The 22997-nt window shown below is 64.1% G+C and carries 28 protein-coding genes; 20 read left to right on the forward strand and 8 right to left on the reverse strand.

Annotated elements, in window-relative coordinates:
• Window positions 1–60: 60 nt before the first annotated feature.
• Together F6X59_RS25455 and F6X59_RS25460 are read right to left on the reverse strand one after the other, a co-directional pair.
• Entirely contained in the window at window positions 61–402 is a 342-nt protein-coding gene (locus F6X59_RS25455) for an EscU/YscU/HrcU family type III secretion system export apparatus switch protein (RefSeq protein ID WP_152958866.1), read from the reverse strand.
• The gene (locus F6X59_RS25460; RefSeq protein ID WP_152958867.1) at window positions 399–1958 is read right to left on the reverse strand and encodes a flagellar hook-length control protein FliK; all 1560 of its coding nucleotides are present in this window, start codon (window positions 1956–1958) and stop codon (window positions 399–401) included. The genes F6X59_RS25455 and F6X59_RS25460 overlap by 4 nt, the downstream gene beginning before the upstream one ends.
• Window positions 1959–2090: 132 nt before the next feature.
• On the opposite strand from F6X59_RS25460, the gene ccmA reads away from it, so the two are divergent.
• The 18 genes from ccmA to F6X59_RS25550 all read left to right on the forward strand — a co-directional run bounded on the left by ccmA (window position 2091) and on the right by F6X59_RS25550 (window position 14864).
• On the forward strand, window positions 2091–2723 hold the full coding sequence (ccmA, locus tag F6X59_RS25465) for a cytochrome c biogenesis heme-transporting ATPase CcmA (RefSeq protein WP_372240533.1): 633 nt from the start codon (window positions 2091–2093) through the stop codon (window positions 2721–2723).
• On the forward strand, window positions 2711–3388 hold the full coding sequence (gene ccmB, locus F6X59_RS25470; RefSeq protein WP_371263234.1) for a heme exporter protein CcmB: 678 nt from the start codon (window positions 2711–2713) through the stop codon (window positions 3386–3388). Before ccmA ends, ccmB begins: the two co-directional genes overlap by 13 nt.
• Before the next feature lie 45 nt (window positions 3389–3433).
• Window positions 3434–4201, forward strand: coding sequence for a heme ABC transporter permease (locus F6X59_RS25475; RefSeq protein ID WP_152958868.1), 768 nt, complete (start codon window positions 3434–3436; stop codon window positions 4199–4201).
• Window positions 4198–4374, forward strand: a complete 177-nt coding sequence (ccmD, locus tag F6X59_RS25480) for a heme exporter protein CcmD (RefSeq protein WP_152958869.1) — start codon at window positions 4198–4200, stop codon at window positions 4372–4374. The genes F6X59_RS25475 and ccmD overlap by 4 nt, the downstream gene beginning before the upstream one ends.
• On the forward strand, window positions 4371–4826 hold the full coding sequence (gene ccmE, locus F6X59_RS25485; protein ID WP_346652317.1) for a cytochrome c maturation protein CcmE: 456 nt from the start codon (window positions 4371–4373) through the stop codon (window positions 4824–4826). Before ccmD ends, ccmE begins: the two co-directional genes overlap by 4 nt.
• Before the next feature lie 11 nt (window positions 4827–4837).
• Window positions 4838–6811: a heme lyase CcmF/NrfE family subunit gene (locus F6X59_RS25490; RefSeq protein ID WP_372240544.1), complete on the forward strand. Its 1974-nt coding sequence runs from the start codon at window positions 4838–4840 to the stop codon at window positions 6809–6811.
• Window positions 6808–7344: a DsbE family thiol:disulfide interchange protein gene (locus tag F6X59_RS25495; RefSeq protein ID WP_152958871.1), complete on the forward strand. Its 537-nt coding sequence runs from the start codon at window positions 6808–6810 to the stop codon at window positions 7342–7344. Before F6X59_RS25490 ends, F6X59_RS25495 begins: the two co-directional genes overlap by 4 nt.
• Window positions 7341–7817 carry a cytochrome c-type biogenesis protein gene (locus F6X59_RS25500; RefSeq protein ID WP_152958872.1) on the forward strand — a complete coding sequence of 159 codons (477 nt, stop codon included), beginning with the start codon at window positions 7341–7343 and terminating at the stop codon, window positions 7815–7817. Before F6X59_RS25495 ends, F6X59_RS25500 begins: the two co-directional genes overlap by 4 nt.
• Window positions 7810–8997 (forward strand): c-type cytochrome biogenesis protein CcmI, encoded by a 1188-nt coding sequence (gene ccmI / locus F6X59_RS25505; protein WP_152958873.1) that lies wholly within the window; start codon window positions 7810–7812, stop codon window positions 8995–8997. Before F6X59_RS25500 ends, ccmI begins: the two co-directional genes overlap by 8 nt.
• A 12-nt stretch (window positions 8998–9009) precedes the next feature.
• On the forward strand, window positions 9010–9429 hold the full coding sequence (locus F6X59_RS25510; RefSeq protein WP_152958874.1) for a hypothetical protein: 420 nt from the start codon (window positions 9010–9012) through the stop codon (window positions 9427–9429).
• Between the two features lie 98 nt (window positions 9430–9527).
• Window positions 9528–10466, forward strand: a complete 939-nt coding sequence (locus F6X59_RS25515) for a 2-hydroxyacid dehydrogenase (protein WP_152958875.1) — start codon at window positions 9528–9530, stop codon at window positions 10464–10466.
• A gap of 45 nt (window positions 10467–10511) precedes the next feature.
• Window positions 10512–11300: a PhzF family phenazine biosynthesis protein gene (locus F6X59_RS25520; RefSeq protein WP_152958876.1), complete on the forward strand. Its 789-nt coding sequence runs from the start codon at window positions 10512–10514 to the stop codon at window positions 11298–11300.
• Between the two features lie 78 nt (window positions 11301–11378).
• Window positions 11379–11786: a GFA family protein gene (locus tag F6X59_RS25525; protein ID WP_152958877.1), complete on the forward strand. Its 408-nt coding sequence runs from the start codon at window positions 11379–11381 to the stop codon at window positions 11784–11786.
• A 97-nt stretch (window positions 11787–11883) separates the two neighbouring features.
• Entirely contained in the window at window positions 11884–12825 is a 942-nt protein-coding gene (locus F6X59_RS25530; protein ID WP_372240534.1) for a DMT family transporter, read from the forward strand.
• A gap of 39 nt (window positions 12826–12864) precedes the next feature.
• Window positions 12865–13203 carry an FKBP-type peptidyl-prolyl cis-trans isomerase gene (locus F6X59_RS25535; RefSeq protein ID WP_012315472.1) on the forward strand — a complete coding sequence of 113 codons (339 nt, stop codon included), beginning with the start codon at window positions 12865–12867 and terminating at the stop codon, window positions 13201–13203.
• A 117-nt stretch (window positions 13204–13320) separates the two neighbouring features.
• Complete coding sequence (locus F6X59_RS25540) at window positions 13321–13509, forward strand: hypothetical protein (protein ID WP_152958878.1); 189 nt, start codon at window positions 13321–13323, stop codon at window positions 13507–13509.
• A 7-nt stretch (window positions 13510–13516) separates the two neighbouring features.
• Window positions 13517–14002, forward strand: coding sequence for a hypothetical protein (locus F6X59_RS25545; protein WP_152958879.1), 486 nt, complete (start codon window positions 13517–13519; stop codon window positions 14000–14002).
• Window positions 14003–14201: 199 nt separating this feature from the next.
• Window positions 14202–14864 (forward strand): histidine phosphatase family protein, encoded by a 663-nt coding sequence (locus tag F6X59_RS25550; RefSeq protein WP_152958880.1) that lies wholly within the window; start codon window positions 14202–14204, stop codon window positions 14862–14864.
• Window positions 14865–14900: 36 nt separating this feature from the next.
• Here F6X59_RS25550 and F6X59_RS25555 read toward each other — a convergent pair whose 3' ends face one another.
• From F6X59_RS25555 to F6X59_RS25565, 3 genes are all read right to left on the reverse strand, one after another.
• Entirely contained in the window at window positions 14901–15629 is a 729-nt protein-coding gene (locus F6X59_RS25555) for an aspartate/glutamate racemase family protein (RefSeq protein ID WP_152958881.1), read from the reverse strand.
• 16 nt (window positions 15630–15645) lie between these two features.
• On the reverse strand, window positions 15646–17178 hold the full coding sequence (locus F6X59_RS25560; protein WP_152958882.1) for an NCS1 family nucleobase:cation symporter-1: 1533 nt from the start codon (window positions 17176–17178) through the stop codon (window positions 15646–15648).
• Between the two features lie 457 nt (window positions 17179–17635).
• Complete coding sequence (locus tag F6X59_RS25565) at window positions 17636–18073, reverse strand: Lrp/AsnC family transcriptional regulator (RefSeq protein WP_152958883.1); 438 nt, start codon at window positions 18071–18073, stop codon at window positions 17636–17638.
• A gap of 133 nt (window positions 18074–18206) precedes the next feature.
• Between F6X59_RS25565 and F6X59_RS25570 the strand changes: the two genes are divergently transcribed.
• Window positions 18207–19103: a DMT family transporter gene (locus F6X59_RS25570; RefSeq protein ID WP_152958884.1), complete on the forward strand. Its 897-nt coding sequence runs from the start codon at window positions 18207–18209 to the stop codon at window positions 19101–19103.
• Window positions 19104–19136: 33 nt separating this feature from the next.
• Entirely contained in the window at window positions 19137–20063 is a 927-nt protein-coding gene (locus tag F6X59_RS25575; protein ID WP_152958885.1) for a class I SAM-dependent methyltransferase, read from the forward strand.
• A 73-nt stretch (window positions 20064–20136) separates the two neighbouring features.
• On the opposite strand, the gene F6X59_RS25580 is transcribed toward F6X59_RS25575, so the two are convergent.
• The 3 genes from F6X59_RS25580 to F6X59_RS25590 form a co-directional block, all read right to left on the reverse strand.
• On the reverse strand, window positions 20137–21135 hold the full coding sequence (locus F6X59_RS25580) for a sulfate ABC transporter substrate-binding protein (RefSeq protein WP_313202104.1): 999 nt from the start codon (window positions 21133–21135) through the stop codon (window positions 20137–20139).
• A gap of 92 nt (window positions 21136–21227) precedes the next feature.
• The gene (locus F6X59_RS25585) at window positions 21228–22052 is read right to left on the reverse strand and encodes an ion transporter (protein ID WP_152958886.1); all 825 of its coding nucleotides are present in this window, start codon (window positions 22050–22052) and stop codon (window positions 21228–21230) included.
• A 45-nt stretch (window positions 22053–22097) separates the two neighbouring features.
• A complete protein-coding gene (locus tag F6X59_RS25590; protein ID WP_152958887.1) occupies window positions 22098–22970 on the reverse strand; it encodes an urea transporter in 873 nt (290 codons plus the stop codon).
• Window positions 22971–22997 lie beyond the last annotated feature (27 nt).

The raw sequence follows: 22997 nt of genomic DNA on the forward strand, positions 1-22997 counted from the left end.
CTTGCTTGCGGAGGAGCTGGCAAGGCTGCTACGTGGTGACCGGCTAACGGTGGTAGATATCTAGCGAACCCGGCCAGGCGGCAGGTGCAGCAGGTCGGGGGTGATATCACGTTCGCCAGGTGGCTCGTCGTTGAAGCCGACCGGCACCTTGCCGCGCAATTGCCAGGCAAAGGCGATGATTTCGGCAATGGTCAGGTACAGCGCTTCGGGGATCTGCTCACCCAGTTCAAGTCGCGCCAGCAACCGCACCAGCTCGGCGTTTTCGTAGATCGGCACTTCGTGCTCGCGGGCCAGGGCCAGAATCGCCTCGGCCAGCTCGTCGTCACCCTTGGCGGTCAGCGTGGGGGCCTGCTGGCCGTCGTAGTTCAGGGCGATGGCCTGGCGCGGTTGCTTGTCGATCATGCGGTTTCATCCACCCAACGTTGTTCCACCCGCGTGCGCGGGCCCTGTGGCGGGATGCCGAGGTGGCATTCCAGGTCGCCGACTTCCAGGCCACGGGCAAGCAGGCGCTCGCGCAGTTCGCCGAGCTGGCTGCCGATCAGCCGGGCGGTCTGTTCGCGCTCGGCCCACAGTTGGCCGGACAAGCGCTCCTGGTTCAGTTGTGCCTGGACCTGCAAAGGGCCCAGTGGCGCCAGGTCGAACGCCAGGTCGATCCGCCACAGGGCCTGCAAGGGGGCTTGCTGTTCGCGCTGCTGGCGCTCGGCCTGCTGCTCCGGGGTTTCTTCGCGCTGCAGCTTCACTTGCAAGGGAATGAACTCCTGGCCATGGCGGATCGGCACTTCGGTTTGCCAGGTGGTCTGCAGGTTGCCGTTATCCAGCGTGCCGGATTGCTGCAGGCTGCTCAGGGCGTGGCTCTGCAGGCGCGAGATGGCGGCGGCGGCCAGGCGCAGCAGTTGTTGCAGATCGCCTTCGTTCTCCATTGCTTGCAACAGCCGGGAGGGCAGCGGGAATGCGCCGGGTAGCGTCCTCGGGCTGACCCGGTCGAGCATGCCCAATGCACCACGGGCCATGGCCGGCAGCACTTGCACCAGGGGCGTGGTGGCGATCACCGGGCTGTTTGGCGCGGCCATCGAAGCCTGCGCCACCAACCTCACCAGCTGCGCCTTGAGGTCGGTGACCACGCTGGCGCCAAGGCCGCCGAGCAGTTTGGCCTCCAGGAAGGCACCGCTGTTGTTCAGGGCCTGGGCGAGGGTTTTGCCGTCACTGAGCTGGCGGGCATCCGGCAGGTTGGCCAGCAGGCTGTTGGCGGTGCTGCGCAGTTCGCCGTCGCTGCTCGGGCTGTTGGCAAGCTGCTGCAACGCACTGAGCAGGCCAGGCAAGGAGGCCTGACGGCCTTGCTGGGCAAGCAACTGCTGGGCGATGTTCAATTGCTCCTGGCGCCCGCTGAGCGGCACGAAACGCAGCGACTGATCGCCTTGCACCAGGGCGCTGAGCAGGCTGCCGATCGGCAGCGGGCGCGGGCTGTCGACGGCCAGCGTGGCGCCGGCCTGGGCGGTGTTGAGCAGGCTGACCAGTGAGCGGAAGCTGGCCGCTTCGCCCGCCGCTTGGGGCAGAGGCTGGTTGGTCAGGACCTTGCCCTGCAGCAGGGTGCCGACCGGCACCTTGCTGGTGTCCAGTTGGGTGAGGGTGGCGATATTGCTGGCGCTGGCTTGCTGCACCATCACGGCCAGCCGATTGCTTTCCGGCTGGCTGACGGTGAACTGGCTGCCTTGCGGGATCGGCTGGTTGGCAGTGGCCTGGACCTGGGTCTGGCTGCCGCTGGCCTGAATCACTTGCAGCACCAGCTGGAAGGTACTGCCGCTCTGGCGCATCGTCAGCACTTCGGCCTGAGCGGTCTCGCCCGGTTTGAGCAGGCCCGGCTGCGCCTGGGTCAGGTTGAGCAGTTCACCGGTCAGCTGTGCCTTGAGCGCCTGGGGATTGATGGCGGTTTGTGCGCCGAGACTATTGATTTCAGTCATGATTGTATACAACCTGTGGAACCCGCCCTCTTGGCAGCGTGGCAGCACATGTAATAATGCCTGCCGCCTGTCACTGCCAGTATAACGGCAGCGAGGTGGGCGACTTGAGAAGCATCTAGATAAGGCGAATCCGTGACCCTTCACCTCCAAGCCGTGGGCCTGGCCTGCGAGCGCGACTGGCGCCTGTTGTTCGAGCACCTCGATTTCGAGCTGCGCCCCGGCGACATGCTGCAGATCAGCGGCCCCAACGGCAGTGGCAAAACCAGCCTGCTGCGCCTGTTGGCCGGGCTGATGCAGCCTACTGCCGGGCGGATCCTGCTGGGTGGCCAGCCGCTTGGCGAACAGCGCCATGCCCTGGCCAGCATCCTGCTGTGGATCGGCCACGCGGCTGGCATCAAGGACCTGCTCACGGCGCAGGAGAACCTCACCTGGCTCTGTGCCCTGCACCAACCGGCTACCCCTGAAGCCATCTGGTCGGCACTCGAAGCGGTCGGTTTGCGCGGCTTCGAAGATGTCCCCTGCCATACCCTGTCCGCCGGCCAGCAGCGCCGCGTGGCCCTGGCCCGGCTGCACCTGGACAGCCCGCCGCTGTGGATCCTCGACGAACCCTTCACCGCCCTCGACAAGCAAGGCGTGGCCCAGCTCGAAGCGCATTTGGCCACCCACTGCGAACAAGGCGGCACGGTGGTGCTGACCACGCACCACACGCTGGAGCGCAAGCCGTCCGGCTACCGGGAACTCAATCTGGGGCAATGGGCGGCATGAGCGTATTCATTCTGTTGCTGCGCCGTGAAGCGCGCCTGCTGTTCCGCCGCCCGGCGGAGCTGGCCAACCCGCTGGTGTTCTTCGCCATCGTCGTGGCGCTGTTCCCGCTGGCGGTTGGGCCGGAAAGCCAATTGTTGCAAACCTTGTCGCCTGGACTGGTCTGGGTCGCGGCCTTGCTGGCCGTGCTGCTGTCGCTCGACGGCCTGTTCCGCAGCGATTTCGAGGACGGTTCGCTGGAGCAGTGGGTGCTGTCACCGCACCCGCTGGCCATGCTGGTGCTGGCCAAGGTGCTGGCACACTGGATCTTTTCCGGGCTGGCGCTGGTATTGTTGGCGCCATTGCTGGCGCTGATGCTGGGCTTGCCCAGCCACTGCCTGCCGGTGCTGCTCGGCTCACTGCTGCTGGGCACGCCGGTGTTGAGCTTGCTGGGCGCGGTTGGCGCTGCGCTGACGGTCGGTCTCAAGCGCGGTGGTTTGTTACTGGCGCTGCTGATTCTGCCGTTGTATATCCCTGTATTGATCCTGGGCAGTGGTGCGTTGCAGGCGGCATTGCAGAATATGCCTGCGACCGGCCATCTGCTCTGGCTCGCCAGCCTGACAGCCCTGGCCGTCACCCTGGCGCCCTTTGCGATAGCGGCCGGCCTGAAGATCAGCGTCGGTGAATAACGAGTCCCGGGCTTTCAAGCCCGGCTAATACCCTGGATGTACCTGATGAAAATTAGCTGGACGTGGTTCCACAAACTGGGTTCGCCGAAATGGTTCTATGCCATCAGCGGCCGCATGCTGCCATGGCTGGCCGTTTCCGCCGTGCTGCTGCTGGTCACCGGCGTGGTCTGGGGCCTGGCTTTCGCCCCCGAGGACTACCAGCAGGGCAATAGCTTCCGCATCATCTATATCCATGTGCCGGCGGCGATGCTGGCGCAGTCCTGCTATGTACTGCTGGCGGTGGCCGGCGTGGTGGGGTTGGTGTGGAAGATGAAACTGGCCGATGTCGCCCTGCAATGCGCAGCGCCCATCGGCGCCTGGATGACCGCCGTGGCGCTGGTCACCGGGGCCATCTGGGGCAAGCCGACCTGGGGCAGCTGGTGGGTCTGGGACGCACGGCTGACCTCGATGCTGATCCTGCTGTTCCTGTACTTCGGCATCATTGCCCTGGGCCAGGCCATCAGCAACCGCGACAGCGCGGCCAAGGCCTGCGCGGTGCTGGCCATCGTCGGCGTGATCAACATCCCGATCATCAAGTACTCGGTGGAGTGGTGGAATACCCTGCACCAGGGCGCCACCTTCACCCTCACCGAAAAACCGGCGATGCCGGCCGAGATGTGGCTGCCGCTGTTGTGCACGGCGCTGGGCTTCTACTGCTTCTTCGGTGCCGTGCTGCTGCTGCGCATGCGCCTTGAGGTACTCAAGCGCGAGGCCCGCGCCAGTTGGGTCAAGGATGAAGTGATGAACAGCCTGGGGCGGAGGGCCGTGCGATGAGTTTCGCTTCCTTCGGCGATTTTCTCGCCATGGGCCACCATGCCCTGTATGTCTGGTCGGCTTATGGCATCTGCCTGGCGGTGTTGGCGCTGAATGTCGCCACACCGTTGTTGGCCCGCCGTCGCTACCTGCAAGATGAGGCGCGCCGTTTGCGCCGGGAGAACAACCAGTGAATCCGCAGCGCAAGAAACGCCTGTTCATTATCCTCGGCCTGCTGGCCGGGGTTGCGGTTGCCGTCGGCTTTGCCTTGAGCGCCCTGCAGCAGAACATCAACCTGTTCTACACACCGACCCAGATCGCCAACGGCGAAGCGCCGCTGGACACGCGCATCCGCGCCGGTGGCATGGTCGAGAAGGGCTCGGTGCAGCGTTCCTCCGATTCGCTCGATGTGCGTTTCGTGGTCACCGACTTCAACAAGTCCGTGCCCATCACCTACCGCGGCATCCTGCCGGACCTGTTCCGTGAAGGGCAGGGCATCGTTGCCCTCGGCAAGCTCAACGGCGATGGCGTGGTGGTGGCCGACGAAGTGCTGGCCAAGCACGACGAGAAGTACATGCCACCGGAGGTCACCAAGGCCCTGAAGGAAAGCGGCCAGGCGGCCCGCGGTGCGGAGGCCAAGCCATGAACGCGGCACTGGTGATCCCCGAACTCGGCCAGCTGGCGATGATCCTGGCGATCTGCTTCGCTGCCGTGCAGGCCACGGTGCCGCTGCTTGGTGCCTGGCGTGGTGACAGCCTGTGGATGAGCCTGGCGCGCCCGGCAGCGTGGGGCCAGTTCACCTTTCTGGCCTTCGCCTTTGCCTGCCTGACCCACGCCTTCATGACCGACAATTTCTCGGTCGCCTACGTGGCCAGCAACTCCAACAGCGCCTTGCCGTGGTACTACAAGTTCAGTGCAGTGTGGGGCGCCCACGAAGGTTCGTTGCTGTTGTGGGCACTGATCCTCGGCGGCTGGACCTTCGCCGTGTCGATCTTCTCGCGCCAGTTGCCGCAGGTGATGCTGGCCCGTGTGCTGGCGGTGATGGGCATGATCAGCGTCGGCTTCCTGAGCTTCCTGATCATCACCTCCAACCCGTTCCAGCGCCTGCTGCCGCAGGTGCCAACCGACGGCCGTGACCTCAATCCATTGCTGCAGGACTTCGGCCTGATCGTCCACCCACCGATGCTGTACATGGGCTATGTGGGCTTCTCGGTGGCCTTCGCCTTTGCCATTGCCGCGCTGCTTGGCGGGCGCCTGGACGCGGCCTGGGCGCGCTGGTCGCGGCCCTGGACCATCGTCGCCTGGGCCTTCCTCGGCGTGGGTATCACCCTGGGCTCGTGGTGGGCCTACTACGAACTGGGCTGGGGCGGCTGGTGGTTCTGGGACCCGGTGGAGAACGCCTCGTTCATGCCGTGGCTGGTGGGTACCGCGCTGATCCACTCGCTGGCGGTGACGGAAAAACGCGGGGTGTTCAAGAGCTGGACCGTGCTGCTGGCGATTGCCGCGTTCTCGTTGAGCCTGCTGGGCACCTTCCTGGTCCGCTCCGGTGTGCTGACCTCGGTGCACGCGTTCGCTGCCGACCCTGCGCGTGGCGTGTTCATCCTGATCTTCCTGCTGTTCGTGGTCGGTGGCTCGCTGACCCTGTTCGCCCTGCGCGCCCCGGTGGTCAAGAGCCAGGTCGGCTTCGCCCTGTGGTCGCGTGAAACCCTGCTGCTGGCCAACAACCTGATCCTGGTGGTGGCGGCTTCGATGATCCTGCTGGGTACGTTGTACCCGCTGGTGCTCGATGCCCTGACCGGGGCCAAGCTGTCGGTCGGCCCACCTTACTTCGATGCCCTGTTCCTGCCGCTGATGGCGCTGCTGATGGTGGTGCTGAGCGTGGGTGTGGTGGTGCGCTGGAAAGACACCCCCGGCAAGTGGCTGGCGAACATGATGACCCCGGTGCTGATCGGCAGCGCGGTGCTGGCGCCGGTTGCCGGCTTCATCGTCGACGATCTCGACTGGCCGGTGCTGAGCGCCTTCGCCCTGGCGGCCTGGGTGGTGCTCGGCGGCCTGCGCGACATCGTCGACAAGACCCGCCACAAAGGCCTGGCCAAGGGCGTGCGCGGCCTGACCCGCAGCTACTGGGGCATGCAGCTGGCGCACCTGGGCCTGGCGGTGTGTGCCCTGGGCGTGGTGCTGTCGAGCAACAACAGCGCCGAGCGCGACCTGCGCATGGCGCCGGGCGAGAGCGTCGAGCTGGGCGGTTATCACTTCCTGTTCGAGGGCGCCAAGCACTTCGAGGGGCCGAACTTCATCTCCGACAAGGGCACCATCGTGGTCACCCGTGACGGCCGTGAAGTGACCACCCTGCATCCGGAAAAACGCCTGTACACCGTGCAGCAGTCGATGATGACCGAGGCCGGCATCGATGCCGGTTTCACCCGCGACCTGTACGTTGCCCTGGGTGAGCCGCTGGAAAACGGCGCCTGGGCGGTGCGCGTGCATATCAAGCCTTACGTCCGCTGGATCTGGCTGGGCGGTCTGCTGACCGGCCTGGGCGGGTTGCTGGCGGCGTTCGACCGGCGTTATCGCGTCAAGGTCAAGACCCGGGTGCGCGAGGCCCTGGGCGTGTCTGGAGCTGTTGCATGAAGCGTTGGATCATGGTCGTGCCACTGGCGGTATTCCTGCTGATGGCGGTTTTCCTCTACAAGGGGCTGTTCCTCAAGCCCGACGAGCTGCCATCGGCGATGATCGGCAAGCCGTTCCCGGCGTTCGCCCTGGCATCGACCCAGGGTGACCGCAACCTGACCCAGGCCGACCTGCACGGCCGGCCAGCGTTGGTCAACGTGTGGGCCACCTGGTGCCCGTCGTGCAAGGTCGAGCACCCGTACCTGAACCAGCTGGCCCAGCAGGGCGTGGTGATCCACGGCATCAACTACAAGGACGACAACGCTGCCGCGCAGAAGTGGCTGGCCGAGTTCCACAACCCGTACCAGCTGGATATCCGTGACGAGCAGGGCAGCCTGGGGCTGGACCTGGGCGTGTATGGCGCGCCGGAAACCTTCCTCATCGACGCCAAGGGCATCATCCGCTACAAGCATGTCGGCATCGTCGATGCCGACGTCTGGCGCGAGCAACTGGCGCCGCTGTACCAGGGCCTGGTTGACGAGGCCAAGCCATGAGGCGCTGGCTGGCAGCCGCCGTGTTGGGCATGAGCCTGGCCGGTGTGGCCAAGGCGGCCATCGATACCTACCAGTTCCGCGATGACGCCGAGCGCGAGCGTTACCAGCAACTGACCAAGGAACTGCGCTGCCCCAAGTGCCAGAACCAGGACATCGCCGACTCCAACGCGCCGATCGCCGCCGACCTGCGCCGCGAGATTTTCCGCATGCTCGGCGAAGGCAAGAGCAACCAGCAGATCGTCGACTTCATGGTCGATCGCTATGGCGACTTCGTGCGCTACAAACCGGCGCTCAGCAGCCGCACCTGGCTGCTGTGGTTCGGCCCGGGCATCCTGCTGGCCGGTGGCTTCGTGGTATTGGCGGTGATTGTCCGCCGCCGCCGTGGCCCGGCGACCCAGGTTGCACAGGAACTGTCCGTCGAAGAACGCGAGCGTCTCGCCAAACTGCTGGAAAAAGAACAGACCCATGACTGAATTCTGGCTTAGCGCGGGCCTGCTGCTGCTCGCCGCCCTCGGCTTTCTGCTGATCCCGATCCTGCGTGGCCGTCGCCAGCAGCAGGAAGAAGACCGCACCGCCCTGAACGTCGCCCTGTACCAGGAGCGCGTCGCCGAACTGGCCGCCCAGCAGGCCGCTGGCGTGCTCGACGAGGCGCAAATGGCCAAGGGCCGCGATGAGGCGGCCCGTGAGCTGCTGGCTGACACCGAAGGCGCGGAACCCGCGCGCCAGGGGCACCTGGGCAAGGCCCTGCCATTGCTGGCGGCAGTGCTTGTGCCAGCCCTTGCACTGGGGCTGTACCTGCACTTCGGCGCGGCGGACAAGGTCGAGCTGACCCAGGAATTCGCCGCCGCACCGAAGACCATGGACGAAATGACCACGCGCCTGGAGCGTGCCGTGGAGGCTCAGCCGGACTCGGCCGAAGGCCTGTACTTCCTTGGCCGGGCCTACATGGCCCAGCAGCGCCCAGCTGATGCGGCACGGGCGTACGAGCGCGCCGTCGCCCTGGCCGGTCGCCAGCCCGAGCTGCTGGGCCAGTGGGCCCAGGCGCTGTACTTCGCGGCAGACAAGAAATGGAGCCCGCAGGTGCAGGCGCTGACCGACGAAGCGCTCAAGGCCGACCCGAACGAGGTCACCAGCCTGGGCCTGAGGGGCATCGCTGCCTTCGAGGGCGAGCGCTACCAGGAAGCCATCGACTACTGGAACCGCCTGCTGGCGCAACTGCCCGAAGGTGATGCCTCGCGGGCGGCGCTGCAAGGCGGCATCGACCGCGCGGCAGAGCGCCTGGGCAGCGGCGCGAAACCGCAGGCTACTGCGGCAGCCCGGCTGAAGGTGCGGGTGGAGCTGGCGGCGGCGCTCAAGGACAAGGTCAAGCCTGACGACACCGTGTTCATCTTTGCCCGAGCCAGCAACGGCCCGCCCATGCCGCTGGCGGCCAAGCGGGTCACCGTGGCGCAATTGCCGTTGGAAGTGGAATTGTCCGACGCTGACGCTATGCTGCCGCAGATGAAACTGTCCCAGTTCGCCGAAGTCCAACTGGTTGCACGTGTATCCCGCGCCGGCCAGCCGACCCGCGGCGAATGGATCGGCCAGGGCGCGCCTTTGGCCAATACCACCCAGGCCACCCAGCACCTGACCATCGACAGCCCAGACCAGTAAGAGAGCAACGCCATGCATAGCGCCGTCCGCCTGACCCTGATTACCCTGGCCCTGGGTTTGTCCGCCTGTACCTCGCAGCAGCCGTATGAGCAGCCGTCGCCTCCGATCGAGACCGTGCCACCGCACCAGGGGCCTGCGGTAAAGCCGTTGCCGGGCGGGCAGCCATCGACGCAGCCGAGCAAGCCAGCGGCCATTCCCAAGCCGATGCCACGCACCTCCGCCAGCTTCGCGCCACCGCCGGGTGGCGCCAGCCATTGGGATCCGAAGCTCGGGGTGTATGTGTTGGAGAACAAGACCAATGTCTTTTACCGGCAGCGTACCTATTACCGTTATGACAACGGCTGGAGCTGGTCGCTGAACCCGGATGGGCCATGGCAGGAGACCGACAGCAGTGGTGTGCCGGGTGGGTTGGGGCGCGCCTACGGGCAGTAATCCTTGTGCCGGTACAGTACAGTTTTAGCTGGATATTTCAGTTGACTGTACTGGCTGGTGACTCCGCATAATGCCCCTCTGATAATCAAGGAGGTGGCATGAGCAAGACAGTCCTGGTACTGGTAGAAACCGTCGACGATTATCTGCCATTACTCGAACAGGCCGGCTACCGCCTGATCCGTGCCCCATCCCCACAAATGCGCGCCGACGCCATCCTTCGCCATGCTGGCGAGATCGATGCCGTGCTGACCCGTGGCCCGTTGGGCCTGACCGCCGCTGAAATCGCCGCCTTGCCCAAGCTGCAGATCATCTGCGTGATCGGTGCTGGCTACGAGCAGGTCGACCTGGCCGCCGCTGCCGCCCGTGGCATCACTGTCACCAATGGCGCCGGCGCCAATGCTGCGGCAGTTGCCGACCACACCCTGGCCATGCTGCTGGCGCTGCTGCGCGACATTCCTCGCGCAGACGCCAGCACCCGTCGTGGCGAGTGGAACCGGGTGATCAGCCCGTCGGTCAGTGGCAAGCGCCTGGGCCTGCTGGGCCTCGGCGCGGTTGGCCAGGCCATCGCCAAGCGTGCCAGCCTGGGCTTCGACATGAACATCAGCTATCACAGCCGCACCCCGCGAACGGACGTGCCTTACACCTGGTACGACAGCCCGTTGCAGCTGGCCGCTGCCGTCGACATCCTGGTCGTTGCCACCCCTGGTGGCGCCAATACCCGCCATCTGGTCGATGCCCAGGTGCTTGAGGCGCTGGGCGCGGAGGGTTACCTGGTGAATATCGCCCGGGCCAGCGTGGTCGACACCCAGGCGCTGGTATCAGCCCTTGAACAAGGCCGGCTTGCCGGCGCCGCGCTCGATGTGTTCGACGACGAACCCGCCGTGCCAGATGCCCTCAAGGCCCTCGGCAACACGGTGCTCACGCCTCATGTGGCCGGCCAGTCGCCCGAGGCCGCACGTGACACCGTGACCCTGGTGCTGGGTAACCTGCAAGCCTTCTTCGCCGGCCAGCCGGTGCTCACCCCGGTCCGCGCATAACCCTTTCAATACCCCCGGCATTGCCCGGATCACAAGGAGCGTTTGATGCAACTCGAAATCTTCCAGGTCGATGCCTTCTCCGCCGAACCCTTTGGTGGCAACCCGGCAGCGGTGATCCCCCTGCAAAGCTGGCTGCCAGACGATGTGCTGCAACGCATCGCCGAAGAGAACAACCTGTCGGAAACAGCCTACTGCGTACGCAATGGCGAAACCTTCGACCTGCGCTGGTTCACCCCCACCGTCGAAGTCGACCTGTGCGGCCACGCCACACTGGCCTCGGCCTACGTGCTGTTCGAACAGCTGGGCGAGCAAGCCGAAGTGCTGCGCTTCAACACCCGCAGTGGCGAACTGCGGGTCAGCCGTGGCACGGACGGCCTGCTGGCCATGGATTTCCCGGCCAAGCAACCGCGAGCCGTGGACGTGCCGGCCGGGTTGCTGGAAGCGCTGGGCCTTAACGCTGCCAGGGCGGTCTACCGCTCCGACGACTATGTGGTGATGGTCGATGATGTAGCACTGCTGGCCCCGCTGAAGCCCGATTTTGTCGCCTTGTCGGCATTCGACGTGCGTGGCATCGCGGTTACCGCTGCTGGCCGTGGCTTCGACTTCGTCACCCGCTGGTTCGGCCCTCGGGTTGGCGTCAATGAAGACCCGGTTACCGGCTCTGCGCATACCTCTCTGGCGCCGTTGTGGGCCGAGCGGCTGGGCAAGTCGTCGCTGAGCTGCGAGCAGGGCGGGGCGCGCAAGGGGCAACTGCACTGTGAAGTGCCTGGCAATGGCCGGGTGATCATCAGTGGGCGTGCGGCGCTGTACCTGCGCGGCAGCGTGTTCATCTGATCGCGCGGGTGGGGCTGCGGGCTCAGTGGCATGGAGCCCGATCTATACTTGCTGGCCCAACCTGCAAGGAGCCCCACCATGACTCTGGAAAAAAGCGGCAGCTGCCTCTGCGGTGAATCCCGCCTGCGCGCCACAGTCGACAATACCCACATCAGCGCCTGCCATTGCAGCATGTGCCGTAAATGGACCGGCGGCCCGCTGCTGGTCGTGGATTGCAGCCAGGCACCGGTCTTCGAGGGGCGGGCGCCGGCAGTCTACGACTCGTCCGAGTGGGCCCAGCGTGGATTTTGCAGCCGTTGCGGCACGCACCTGTATTACCGGCTCAAGGACAAGGACCACTATGCGGTCCCGGTAGGCCTGCTGGACGGCGACGAGGCCTGGGATTTCGACCTGCAGATCTTCGTCGAGCAGAAACCTGCCTGGTACTGCTTCGCCAATCAGACCAAGGAGCTGACCGGCGAGCAGGCGTTCGAACAGTTCGGCTGAGCCACTTTCGACGGGAATGCTCGCATGCGCAAAGATCCTTTGCCGCCAGCCCCGTACAGCGGTAGCCTGCGCGCATCCACGAACAGGAGCGAAAAGCGTGAAGCGCGGTGTGATGTATGCCTGTGGGGCCGGTGCCTTGTGGGGCATGGTACTGATGGTTCCGGAGCTGTTGCCGGAGTTCAACCCGATGCTGCTGAGCAGCGTGCGCTATGCAATGGTCGGCCTGATCTCGTTGCTGCTGGCCGTGCCGATGGCCCGGCAGCTGCGTCAGCTGACCTTGGCGGACGGCTGGATGCTGCTGCGCCTGGCAGTGGTCGGCAACCTGGTGTACTTCATCTGCCTGGTGGCGGCGATCCAACGCCTGGGCGTGGCACCGGCCTCGCTGATCGTCGGTGTGCTGCCGTTGACCATCACCCTGTATGGCCGCAACGACAGTGGCGCTGTGCCGATCCGGCGGCTGATCGGCCCGCTGGCGCTGATCCTTGCCGGCATGCTGTGCATCAATCTGGAGACCTTCGCCTTTGCCCCAGGCGATATCGGCGACAAGCTCCTTGGGCTGTTCTACGCCCTGGCCGCGCTGGCCTGCTGGACCTGGTACGCGGTGCAGAACAGCCGTTACCTCAAGCAGAGCGGGCATTTCGACAGCCACCAGTGGTCGGTGCTGATCGGCGTGCTGACCGGCCTGAGCAGCCTGGTGATGGTGGCTGCCCTGGCGATGTGGCAGCCGCAGCAGCTGCAGGTCGAGGCACCGATGGCGCGTTGGTGGCTGTTCTGGGCCGCGTGCCTGGGTTGCGCCGTCCTGGGTTCGTGGTTGGCCACGGCGCTGTGGAACGCGGCGTCCAAACGCCTGCCGTTGACCTTGAGCGGGCAGCTGATCGTGTTCGAGACCCTGTTCGCGTTGTTGTATGCCTTCCTCTGGCGGCAGGCCGGGCCGAGCCTGCTGGAAGCGGCGGCAATCATTCTGGTGATCGGCGGCGTGCTGTGGTCGATGCGTCAGCACGGCACGCCACGCGAACTTGCCAAACCGGTGCATTCCTGAGAAAAGGGCGCCCTTGAATTTCAGCGTTGGAGCATGCCCATGAGCAGCGAACTGCAGATCACCGACCTCGTCGAAGGCGACGGCAAGGCCGCCGTCAAAGGCGCCCTGATCACCACCCAGTACACCGGCTGGCTGGCCGACGGCAGCGAGTTCGACTCGTCGTGGTCGCGCGGCAAACCCTTCCAGTGTGTGATTGGCACCGGGCGTGTCATCAAAGGTTGGGACCAGGGGCTGATGGGCATGCGTGTGGGAGGCAAGCGCAAGCTGCAGGTTCCGGCGCACCTGGGGTATGGCGAGCGCAGCGTGGGGGCGATTCCGCCGAATTCGGACCTTACGTTCGAGATTGAATTGCTGGAAGTGCTGACGCGGGATGATTGACTGGTTCGCGTCCTACAGGGGGCAGAAAAGGACTACACGTTCTGTAGGCTTACATCTGATTGTGGTGCTTTCGGCAGACGGCTACCCTTGCAGCTCTTAACGAGTCAAGAGGGTGGCATGCCCATGAAATCGCATTTTTCCTCGAAGGTTATCCGCGAAGCGAACGCTCTGCTGGTGGCCTCGGGCGGCCGAATGGAAATCCCTTTGCCACGGGAGCTTACAGGCATCATAACCAGCACCAGAAAAACCCGTTCGGAGCTGAATGCTGCATTTGAAAGCGCACATGGTCGCTTACGCAAGGAGTAACAGCCCCATGGCCGATGGCTGTTACAACCACATTTACTCGGTCCTAGTTGAGAGTGACCAGGATACCCTCGGGATCATTGCTTACTCGTTATACAAACGACAGAAAATTGAGTTCATCCAGTCCTTCAAAGTCAAGCATGACAGAGAGCCAAAAGACATTGATCTGGCTCCGTTTCATGATGTCAGTAACAGCCCCACACAGCTGGAAAGCTATCGCAATCAGGCGAGCCAGCTTGTTCAGGGGTTCCTGGACGCATCGATTGCCACCCAGGCTGCTGAACTCGATCGCTACTACTCCGAAAAGGCCAGCAACGAAATCAGAAATGCCAAGCCTGGATTTTGGTTGGGCGTTGCTCAGAGTCTCGTGGGCTCGGTTCTCTTCGTCTTCTTGCTCGGGTTTCTTGTGTTCTTTACCTGGAGTCTGAACCAGGGGCCAAAACAGGTGATCGAGCAGGTCTTCGATGTGGTCATCACCGATTCGCACTCGACATAATTGCGCAACACGCCTGCTCTAACGTAATCCTTGCCTAGGGAACGGCATCCACACTCAGGGAGGAACCAAACGGGTTGAGGACACTCTGAGTCCTGCTCGTTGCCAAGGATGGCAATCACTAACACGGATGCCCTGCGGCATGGGCCGCGGGGCAATGTGGCGGGTACCCAGATACCTTTTGCCACAAGAGCCTGCCCACATGAAGTTGCCATCTTTCATTCGACGTCGCCGCCACCTGATGCTCAGCCTGGCCCTCGTCGCCGCGGCTGTGCCGCTGGCATTGGAAGTGGTCGAAAGCCGCGCTCAACCGGTCGACGGCACCCAGACGCTGGTATTCCTGCGCCATGCCGAAAAGCCCGGTGAAGGCTTGGGGCAACTGAATTGCCAGGGGCTCAATCGCGCTCTGGACCTGGCCACCTTGCTGCCGGAGCGCTTCGGCAAGGCGGATTACGTGTTCGCGGCCAGCCCCTCGCGGCATGTCGAGGAAGGCAGCCAGGACCAGAGCTACAGCTACATCCGTCCGCTGATGACCATCACCCCCAGCGCCATTCGCCTGGGTTTGCCGGTCAACATCGACTTTGCTGCCAACGACACCGACGAACTCGCCGATGAACTGGTCAGCGAGAAGTACCGCAATGCCACGGTCTATACCGCCTGGTCCCACGGCTATCTGCCCGAATTGATCAACTCCGTCGCCGGCAAGGCGTTGGGCGATGAGCGGGTGATCACCGAAGACTGGAGCGGCGACGATTTCGACACCCTCTACGTCCTCACCCTGACCTGGCACGACGGCAAGGCCAGCCTGCTCAGCCGCAACGTCCGCCAAGGCCTCAACGGCGGTGCCCATAGCTGCCCGACCTGATCCGCTGTTACCAATGGCGGGCCAGGCGAGCCCGTGTTACCGCCCGAACTTCATCGGCCAGCCCAGCACTTTTTTCTCCCGCGGAGTCGCATAGGTGCGCACCTTGGAGGTGCTAAGCCCCATCCGCACCAGCGACTCGGCAATGGTCACCGCCGCGCTCACCCCATCGACCACCGGCACCCCGGTGCGCTGGCGGATCTGCTCATCCAGCCCGGCCATGCCGCCACAGCCCAGGCAGATCACCTCGGCCTTGTCATCGCGCACGGCACGCTCGGCCTGCTCGACGATCGCCTCCACGGCGCGTTGCGGGTCCTCTTCCAGTTCCAGCACAGCCAGGCCACTGGCCCGCACCGAGGCACAACGGTCATACAAGCCAGACAGCTTCAGGCGGTCTTCGATCAGCGGCACGGTGCGGTCCAGGGTGGTCACCACCGAATAGGCGTGGCCCAGGTACATGGCGGTGCTGGCGGCGGCATCGGTGATGTCCACCACCGGCACGTTGAGCAGCTCCCGCAGGCCTTCGCGGCCATGTTCACCATAGCCGGCCTGGATCACCGCATCGTAAGGGCCGTCGTAGGTCAGTACGCGGTCCATCACGGCGATGGCGGCCAGGTAACTCTCGAAATTGCCCTCCACCGACTCGGCGCCGAACCAGGGGGTCAGGCCGATGATTTGCGTGCCGGGCGCGGCGACGCTGCGCGCCTGCTCGGCGATGGCTTGGGTGATGGCTTCGGTGGTGTTGACGTTGGCGATCAGAATACGCATGGGCAGTCCTCCTTGATCAATGGCTGCTGTGGTCGACGGCGATGCACTCGCCGCTGACATCGTGGTATTGGCGGTTACGCGGGGCGATCAGCAGGTACACCGCGGCAGCGATGCCGGCGCCGATCAGCCAGGAAAACGGCGCGATGCCGTGGAAGTTCGGCACCAGCGCCAGGATGATGGCCAGCAGTGCCGCCGGTACGAAGGCGGCCATGGCGCGCAGGTTGACGCCTTTGCTGTAGTGGTAGGCGCCAGTCGGGTGCTCGGTGTACAGCTCCGGCACGTTGATGCGGCCTTTGCGCAGCAACCAGTAGTCGGCCATGATCACCCCGTACAGCGGGCCAAGCAGGGCGCCCAGGCCGGACAGGAAGTACACGATCACCAGCGGGCTGTTGTAGAGGTTCCACGGCAGGATCAGCACCGCCAGGGTTGCGCTGATCAGCCCGGCGCGGCGGAAATTGAGGTGGCGTGGCGCCAGGTTGCTCAGCACGAAGGCGGGAGCGACGAAGTTGGCCATGATGTTCACCGCCACGGTGACGATCAGGAAGGCCAGGCAGCCGAGCACCAGGAACGGTGTGCTGGGGATGCTGGCGACGATCTGGGTCGGGCTGTCGATGATCTGGCCGTTGATCTGGAACTGCGCGCCGCACAGCACCACGGTGATCATGGCGAACACCAGGATGTTCACCGGCAGGCCCCAGAAGTTGCCGACGCGGATGGTCTTGCGGCACGGCGAGGAGCGGGCGAAGTCACAGAAGTTCAGCACCAGGGTGCCGTAGATCGCCAGCCACAGGGCGCCGCCGGCGAAGATGTTGCGCCACATCTCATAGCCGCTCAGCGGCTCGGCTACCGACCAGGCGATGCGCGCATCGGCCTTGAAGTACATGAACACTGCCAGGCTGGCCACGGTCAGCAGGATCACCGGGCCGGCGAAGGCCTCGTAGCGGCGCACCATCTCCATGCCGTAGGCGAGGATCACCAGCTGCACCAGCCAGATCGCCACGAAGCACACCCAGCCCAGGCTCGACAGGCCGAGGATGCTGTCGTGGTCATAAGCGGCCACTTGCGGCCACACGGCGCTGAGCAGCACGCGCAGCACCACCGATGCCAGGTAGGTCTGGATGCCGAACCAGGCGATGGCGATCACCGCACGGATCAGCGCCGGGATCTGTGCACCGTGGATGCCAAAGGCGATACGGCTGATTACCGGGAACGGCACGCCGGTCTTCTGCCCCATGTAGCCGGACAGGTTCATGAAGAAGTACACCAGGGCTGCGCCGATCGCCAGCGACAGCAGGATCTGCCAGCCACCCAGGCCAAGGGCGAACAAGCCCATGGCGAAGGAGTAGTTGGCAATGTTGTGCACATCGTTGGTCCACAGCGCAAAGATGCTGTAGCGGCCCCAGCGGCGGCCTTCGATACGGGTGGGCGCGAGGTCGCGGTTATGCAGGCGTGGGCTCAGGCCCAGGGGCGGCATGTCGCCGGCAAGGGTGGAAGAGGGGCTGGTGCTGGCGACGGATAGTTCAGGGGCAAGGTCGAGGCTGGTACTCATTCCGGCAGGCTCCTGATGCACGTGGACTGCGATGAGCGGGCATGCGCACGGGCTCGCCATCTCGTCGGTGCAGCTTGGCATCACTGGGTTCTGGGCGCGGCGGCCGGTATTGGGCCGGCGTCGCGGGTTCTTGTGTATTTATGTTTCGTAGGATTTGTATACAAAACACGAACACACAAAAGCGAGTTCCATGCCAGCGGCAAACGAGTTTCAGATGGTCACTAATTTGAATCTAAGCAATTGAAAATTAAGTTGATGAAATGAAGGGAATATAAGTTGACCAAATGAACAGGTTTAAATTTTTAGTTGGCTTATTAGTTGATCATTTGGTCAGAATTAGTGGCGCGGGATGTGTAACGTATTGGGGCGTTACTTGGAAAAGTGCACACAAAAATGGCACATAAAGTGACATTCTTGTGTACAAAAAATAGCCAGTTAGCCTGTCGAGTGGATACACTCAGTCCATCGGCGGCAACCGCCGCTTCACCGGGCTCTTCTTGATGATCGCGGTGTTGGTTTCGGCCAGCACATTGATCCGGTCGAGCAGGGTGTCGAGCTGCTCCATCGAGCGCACATGCAACCGCGCGATGAAACAGTCCTCGCCAGTCACCTTGTCGCACTCGGTGAACTCGGGGATGGCGATGATCTGCCGCTCCACTTCCTGCAACTGGCCCGGCAGCGGGCGGATGCGCACGATCGCCTGCAGCTGGTAGCCGAAGCTGCGCGGGTCGATATCCACCGTGTAGCCGCGCAACACGCCGCGTTCCTCCAGGCGGCGCAGGCGCTCGCTGACGCTGGGGGCGGAGAGCCCACTGATCTGCGCCAGCGCCTTGAGCGAGCGGCGTGAGTCTTCCATCAGGGCATTGATCAACTGTTGGTCGATGGCGTCGGTCATGCGTACCTCATCAGGCAAATCAGGAAAGTTGCCTTGATAGTAAAGGTGAACTGGCTGATATGCCTTGGATATCCGCTGGAAGGCATACTGCGACCCTCCACATACTATGGCCATCATCCAAGGGAGGTGTGAGATGGACAGTTCATTACGCCGTGGCTCGCTGGAAATGGTTGCCGCCATGCTGATTTCCGGGACCATCGGCTGGTTCGTGCTGGTGTCGGGGCAGCCGGTGCTGGAAGTGGTGTTCTGGCGCTGCGTGTTCGGTACCGGCACCTTGCTGGTGATCTGCGCGGCATTGGGTTTTCTCAAACCGGGGGTGATAACCCGTACCGCGTTCCTGCTGGCCATCGCCAGCGGCGTGGCCATTGTCGGCAACTGGGTGTTGTTGTTCGCCTCCTACTCGAGGGCGTCGATCGCCATCGGCACGGCGGTGTACAACGTGCAGCCGTTCATGCTGGTGGGGTTGGCGGCGCTGTTCCTCGGCGAGAAGATCACTGCTGCCAAGGTCACCTGGCTGAGCGTGGCGTTCCTGGGCATGCTGGCGATCGTCAGCGCCCATGGCGCGGGGCAGGCCAGTGGTGAGGATTACTTGCAGGGCATTGCCCTGGCGCTGGGCGCGGCGTTTCTCTATGCGATCGCCGCGTTGATCATCAAACGCCTGAAAGGCACGCCACCGCACCTGATCGCGTTGATCCAGGTCGCCACCGGGGTGCTGCTGCTGGCGCCCTGGGTGAAGCTGGGCGGGCTGCCGGGCGAACCGTCGGCGCTGGCCAGCCTGGTGACCTTGGGCATGGTCCACACCGGGTTGATGTATGTGCTGCTGTACAGCGCCATCCAGCGCCTGCCCACGGCGTTGACGGGGGCGCTGTCGTTCATCTACCCGATTGCCGCGATCCTGGTCGACTGGGTGGCCTTTGGGCACCGCCTGGCGCCGTTGCAGTGGCTGGGGGTGGCGTTGATTCTGCTGGCGGCAGCGGGCATGCAGCAGGGCTGGTGGTTCCGTTCTGCACAAGTGCCGGCCAAGGGGTAGAATGGCGGCCTTTTCACTTGCTTGCGACCCGCCATGACTTCGCCGATCCACACCCTCGAACAGCACCTGCTCGCTGCCCTTGACCCTGCTCCCGCCGAAACCCGTCGCCTGTTCCATGGCCGCGGCCGTTGCTGGGAGGGCCTGGAGCAGGTCACGGTGGACTGGCTGCAGGGTGTGCTGTCGGTGGCGCTGTTCCGCGAACCGCCCGAGGGCCAGCTGGCTGAGCTGGAAGCCATGCTGCGCAAGCTGGCCGAACGCCCGCAATGGACCGGCCAGGCGATCCTCATCCAGCACCGTTACCTGCCCGACAGCCCGGGCCAGTGGCTGCTGGGCGAGCCCTGCCAGCAGCGCGAGGTGGTCGAGGATGGCCTGACCTATCTGCTCGACCTGGGTGTGCGGCAGAACAACGGCCTGTTCCTCGACATGCGCTACGGCCGGCGCTGGGTACGCGAGCAGTCTGCGGGCAAGCGGGTATTGAACCTGTTCGCCTACACCTGCGGCTTCTCGGTGGCGGCGATTGCTGGCGGTGCCGAGCAGGTGGTGAACCTGGACATGGCCAAGTCGGCGCTGTCGCGCGGGCGCGATAATCATCGCCTGAACGGGCACGATGCGTCGCGGGTCGCCTACCTGGGGCATGAACTGTTCAAGTCGTGGGGCAAGGTGCGCAAATACGGGCCTTATGACTTGATCATCATCGACCCGCCGACCTTCCAGCGCGGCAGCTTTGTGCTGACCCAGGATTACGCCAAGATCCTGCGGCGCTTGCCGGAGTTGCTCAATGAAGGCGGGACGGTGCTGGCCTGCGTCAACGACCCGGGGATCGGGCCAGAGTTTCTGATTGAAGGGATGGCCGAGCAGGCGCCTGCGTTGGCGTTTGTCGAGCGGCTGGAGAATCCGCCGGAGTTTCCTGATGTGGACCCGGCGGGAGGGCTGAAGGCCCTGGTATTCCGCCAGCTGTGATGTTGCCTGTGCCGGCCTCTTCGCGGCTGTAGGAGCGGATTCATCCGCGAGAGGCCAGCCCTGGCTACCTCAATTACTGATTGGTGTAGATCTGGTCGAACACGCCACCGTCGTTGAAGTGGGTCTTCTGCACGGTGCGCCAGTCACCGAAGGTCTTCTCCACCGACAGGAAGTCGACTTTCGGGAAGCGGTCGGTGTACTTGGCCAGCACCGTCGCATCCCGCGGACGCAGGTAGTTCTGTGCGGCGATTTCCTGGGCCGCCGGTGACCACAGGTACTTCAGGTATTCTTCAGCCACGGCCTGGGTGCCTTTCTTCGCCACCACCTTGTCGACCACGCTCACCGGTGGCTCGGCCTCGGCCGACACACTCGGGTAGACCACTTCAAACTGATCGCGGCCGAACTCGCGGGCGATCATCTCGGCTTCGTTCTCGAAGGTGACCAGCACGTCGCCGATCTGGTTGGTCATGAAGGTGGTGGTGGCGGCACGGCCACCGGTGTCGAGCACCGGCGCCTGCTTGAACAGCTTGCCTACGAATTCGCGGGCCTTGGTTTCATCGCCACCTTGCTTGAGCACATAGCCCCACGCCGACAGGTAGGTGTAGCGGCCGTTACCCGAGGTCTTGGGGTTGGGCACGATCACCTGCACGCCGTCCTTGAGCAGGTCAGGCCAGTCCTTCAGGGCCTTGGGGTTGCCCTTGCGCACGATGAACACGGTGGCCGAGGTGAACGGCGCGCTGTTGTTCGGCAGGCGGGTCACCCAGTTGTCCGGCACCAGCTTGCCGTTGTCGGCCAGGGCATTGATGTCGGTGGCCATGTTCATGGTGATGACATCGGCCGGCAGGCCATCGATCACCGCACGCGCCTGCTTGCTCGAGCCGCCGAAGGACATCTGCACATTGACCTTCTCGTTGTGCTCGGCTTCCCAGTGCTTCTGGAACGCCGGGTTGTAGTCCTTGTAGAAATCGCGCATCACGTCATAGGAAACGTTCAGCAGGGTCGGGGCAGCCTGGGCCAGGTTGCCCAGGGCCAGGCCGGCGGCGAGCAGCGAGGCGGTGAAGAGTTTTTTCACGTTGCGTCCTTGTTATGGTTCAAATGTTTGGCCATGTGCCAGCGACTATAACGTTTGGCTATTGGCCGATTAAAGACCGAATGGCACTTTGCTTATTCGGTTTTGGCAAACAGCGCATTGCCGCAGCGCGAGCAGAATGCGGCGCCATGCTCATGAGTTTTCTTGTGGCAGGTCGGGCAGTCATGTTGCAGCTGCTCGCCGCGCATTGCATTGGCCAGTTCGGCGGTGAAGATACCGGTCGGCACGGCGATGATCGAATAACCCGTGATCATCACCAGCGACGACAGCACCTGCCCCAGCGGCGTCTTTGGCACGATGTCGCCGAAGCCTACCGTGGTCAGCGTGACAATCGCCCAGTAGATGCCTTTGGGGATGCTGGTAAAGCCATGCTCCGGCCCTTCGATCACATACATCAGGGTGCCGAACACGGTGACCAGGGTCGACACGCTGACCAGGAACACGATGATCTTCTGCTTGCTGCCGCGCAGTGCGTCCAGCAGGTAATGCGCTTGCTTGAGGTAGGGGCTGAGCTTGAGCACGCGGAAGATCCGCAGCATCCGGATCACCCGGATCATCAGCAGGTACTGAGCGTCGCTGTAGTACAGGGCGATGATCCCCGGCACGATCGCCAGCAGGTCGACCAGGCCGTAGAAGCTGAAGGCATAGCGCAACGGCCTGGGCGAGCAGTACAGGCGGGTGAGGTACTCGGCCAAAAAGATCGCGGTGAAGCCCCACTCGATGGCGGCCAGCAGGCCCGCGTAGCCCTGGTGCACATCGTCGATGCTGTCGAGGATCACTGTGACCAGGCTGGCCAGGATGATCAGCAGGAGGATCTTGTCGAAGCGTCTTCCAGCCACGGTGTCGGTCTGGAAGACGATGACGTAGAGCCGCTCGCGCAGGCTCGCAAGGTTGTTCATTGGCTCGTTCCACAGTTGCGATGGGCAGAGCCTAGGGGCTGCGTTTCAGCTGTGCAAGCGGCTGGCGTCGCGTTGCCGGGGCTGGGCGAGGTGGCTGCCCAGATGCATCAGCCAGCAAGCGGCGACGAAGGGCGCAGTCAGCCCGGCGACAGGCAATAGCTTGAACAACGGTTGCAACAGCAAAGCCAGGGCAATGGCCAGCAACGTCACCCAAGGTTTTTCACCCTGGCGACTGAACGCCAATGCCGCCAGTGCCGCATTGAAACCGTACAGCCCCAGCCATGCCGCTTGCGCCTGGTCGGCGAGCAGTGCCACCCCGCCGCCAATGGCCGAACCGAGCACGGCCCACATCGCCGCATAGGGGTTGGCAATGAACATCCCGATGATGATCAGCAACCCGGCCAGCGGCTGGTCGAGCAGGAAGATCTGCCCTACGCCACGCGCCAGGGCATACGCAGGTTCTGCCTCGACGAAACCGCTGGGCGCCGGGCTTGCGAACAGCAGGGCAACCCAGCCAAGCAGCACGAATGGCGCGGTATAGGCAACCAGCAGCTTGCCGCCGCGCTTGCGCCATTGGTGGGTGATGATGCTCGACAGGCCGCCGGCTGCGATGATCAGCGGCGGGAGAATGGCCGACCAGGGCAGCACGGCGCTGATCAGGATGCCGATCAGCACGCCGTTGTAGCAGTACAGCCCGGCTTGGCGGTCGGCGCGGTCGTAGCCGCGGCGTTGGGCGGTGAGCAGGCCGGCGAGGGCGCCGAGCAGGGCGCCGCCGACCAGGTTGGGCGCGGTCAGCAGGATGGCCAGCAGGCAGCACAGGCCGCACAGGGGGTTGCGCAGCAGCAGCACCTGGCTGAAGCCGTTGAGCAGCGCCGTGGCCCAGTCGGGGCACGGGTTGACGAAATTCTTGGTGTACATGGGCAGTCAGCAAGGTTGATGGGGGAG

The sequence above is a fragment of the Pseudomonas sp. MN1F genome, assembly GCF_009391885.1.
Lineage (GTDB): Bacteria > Pseudomonadota > Gammaproteobacteria > Pseudomonadales > Pseudomonadaceae > Aquipseudomonas.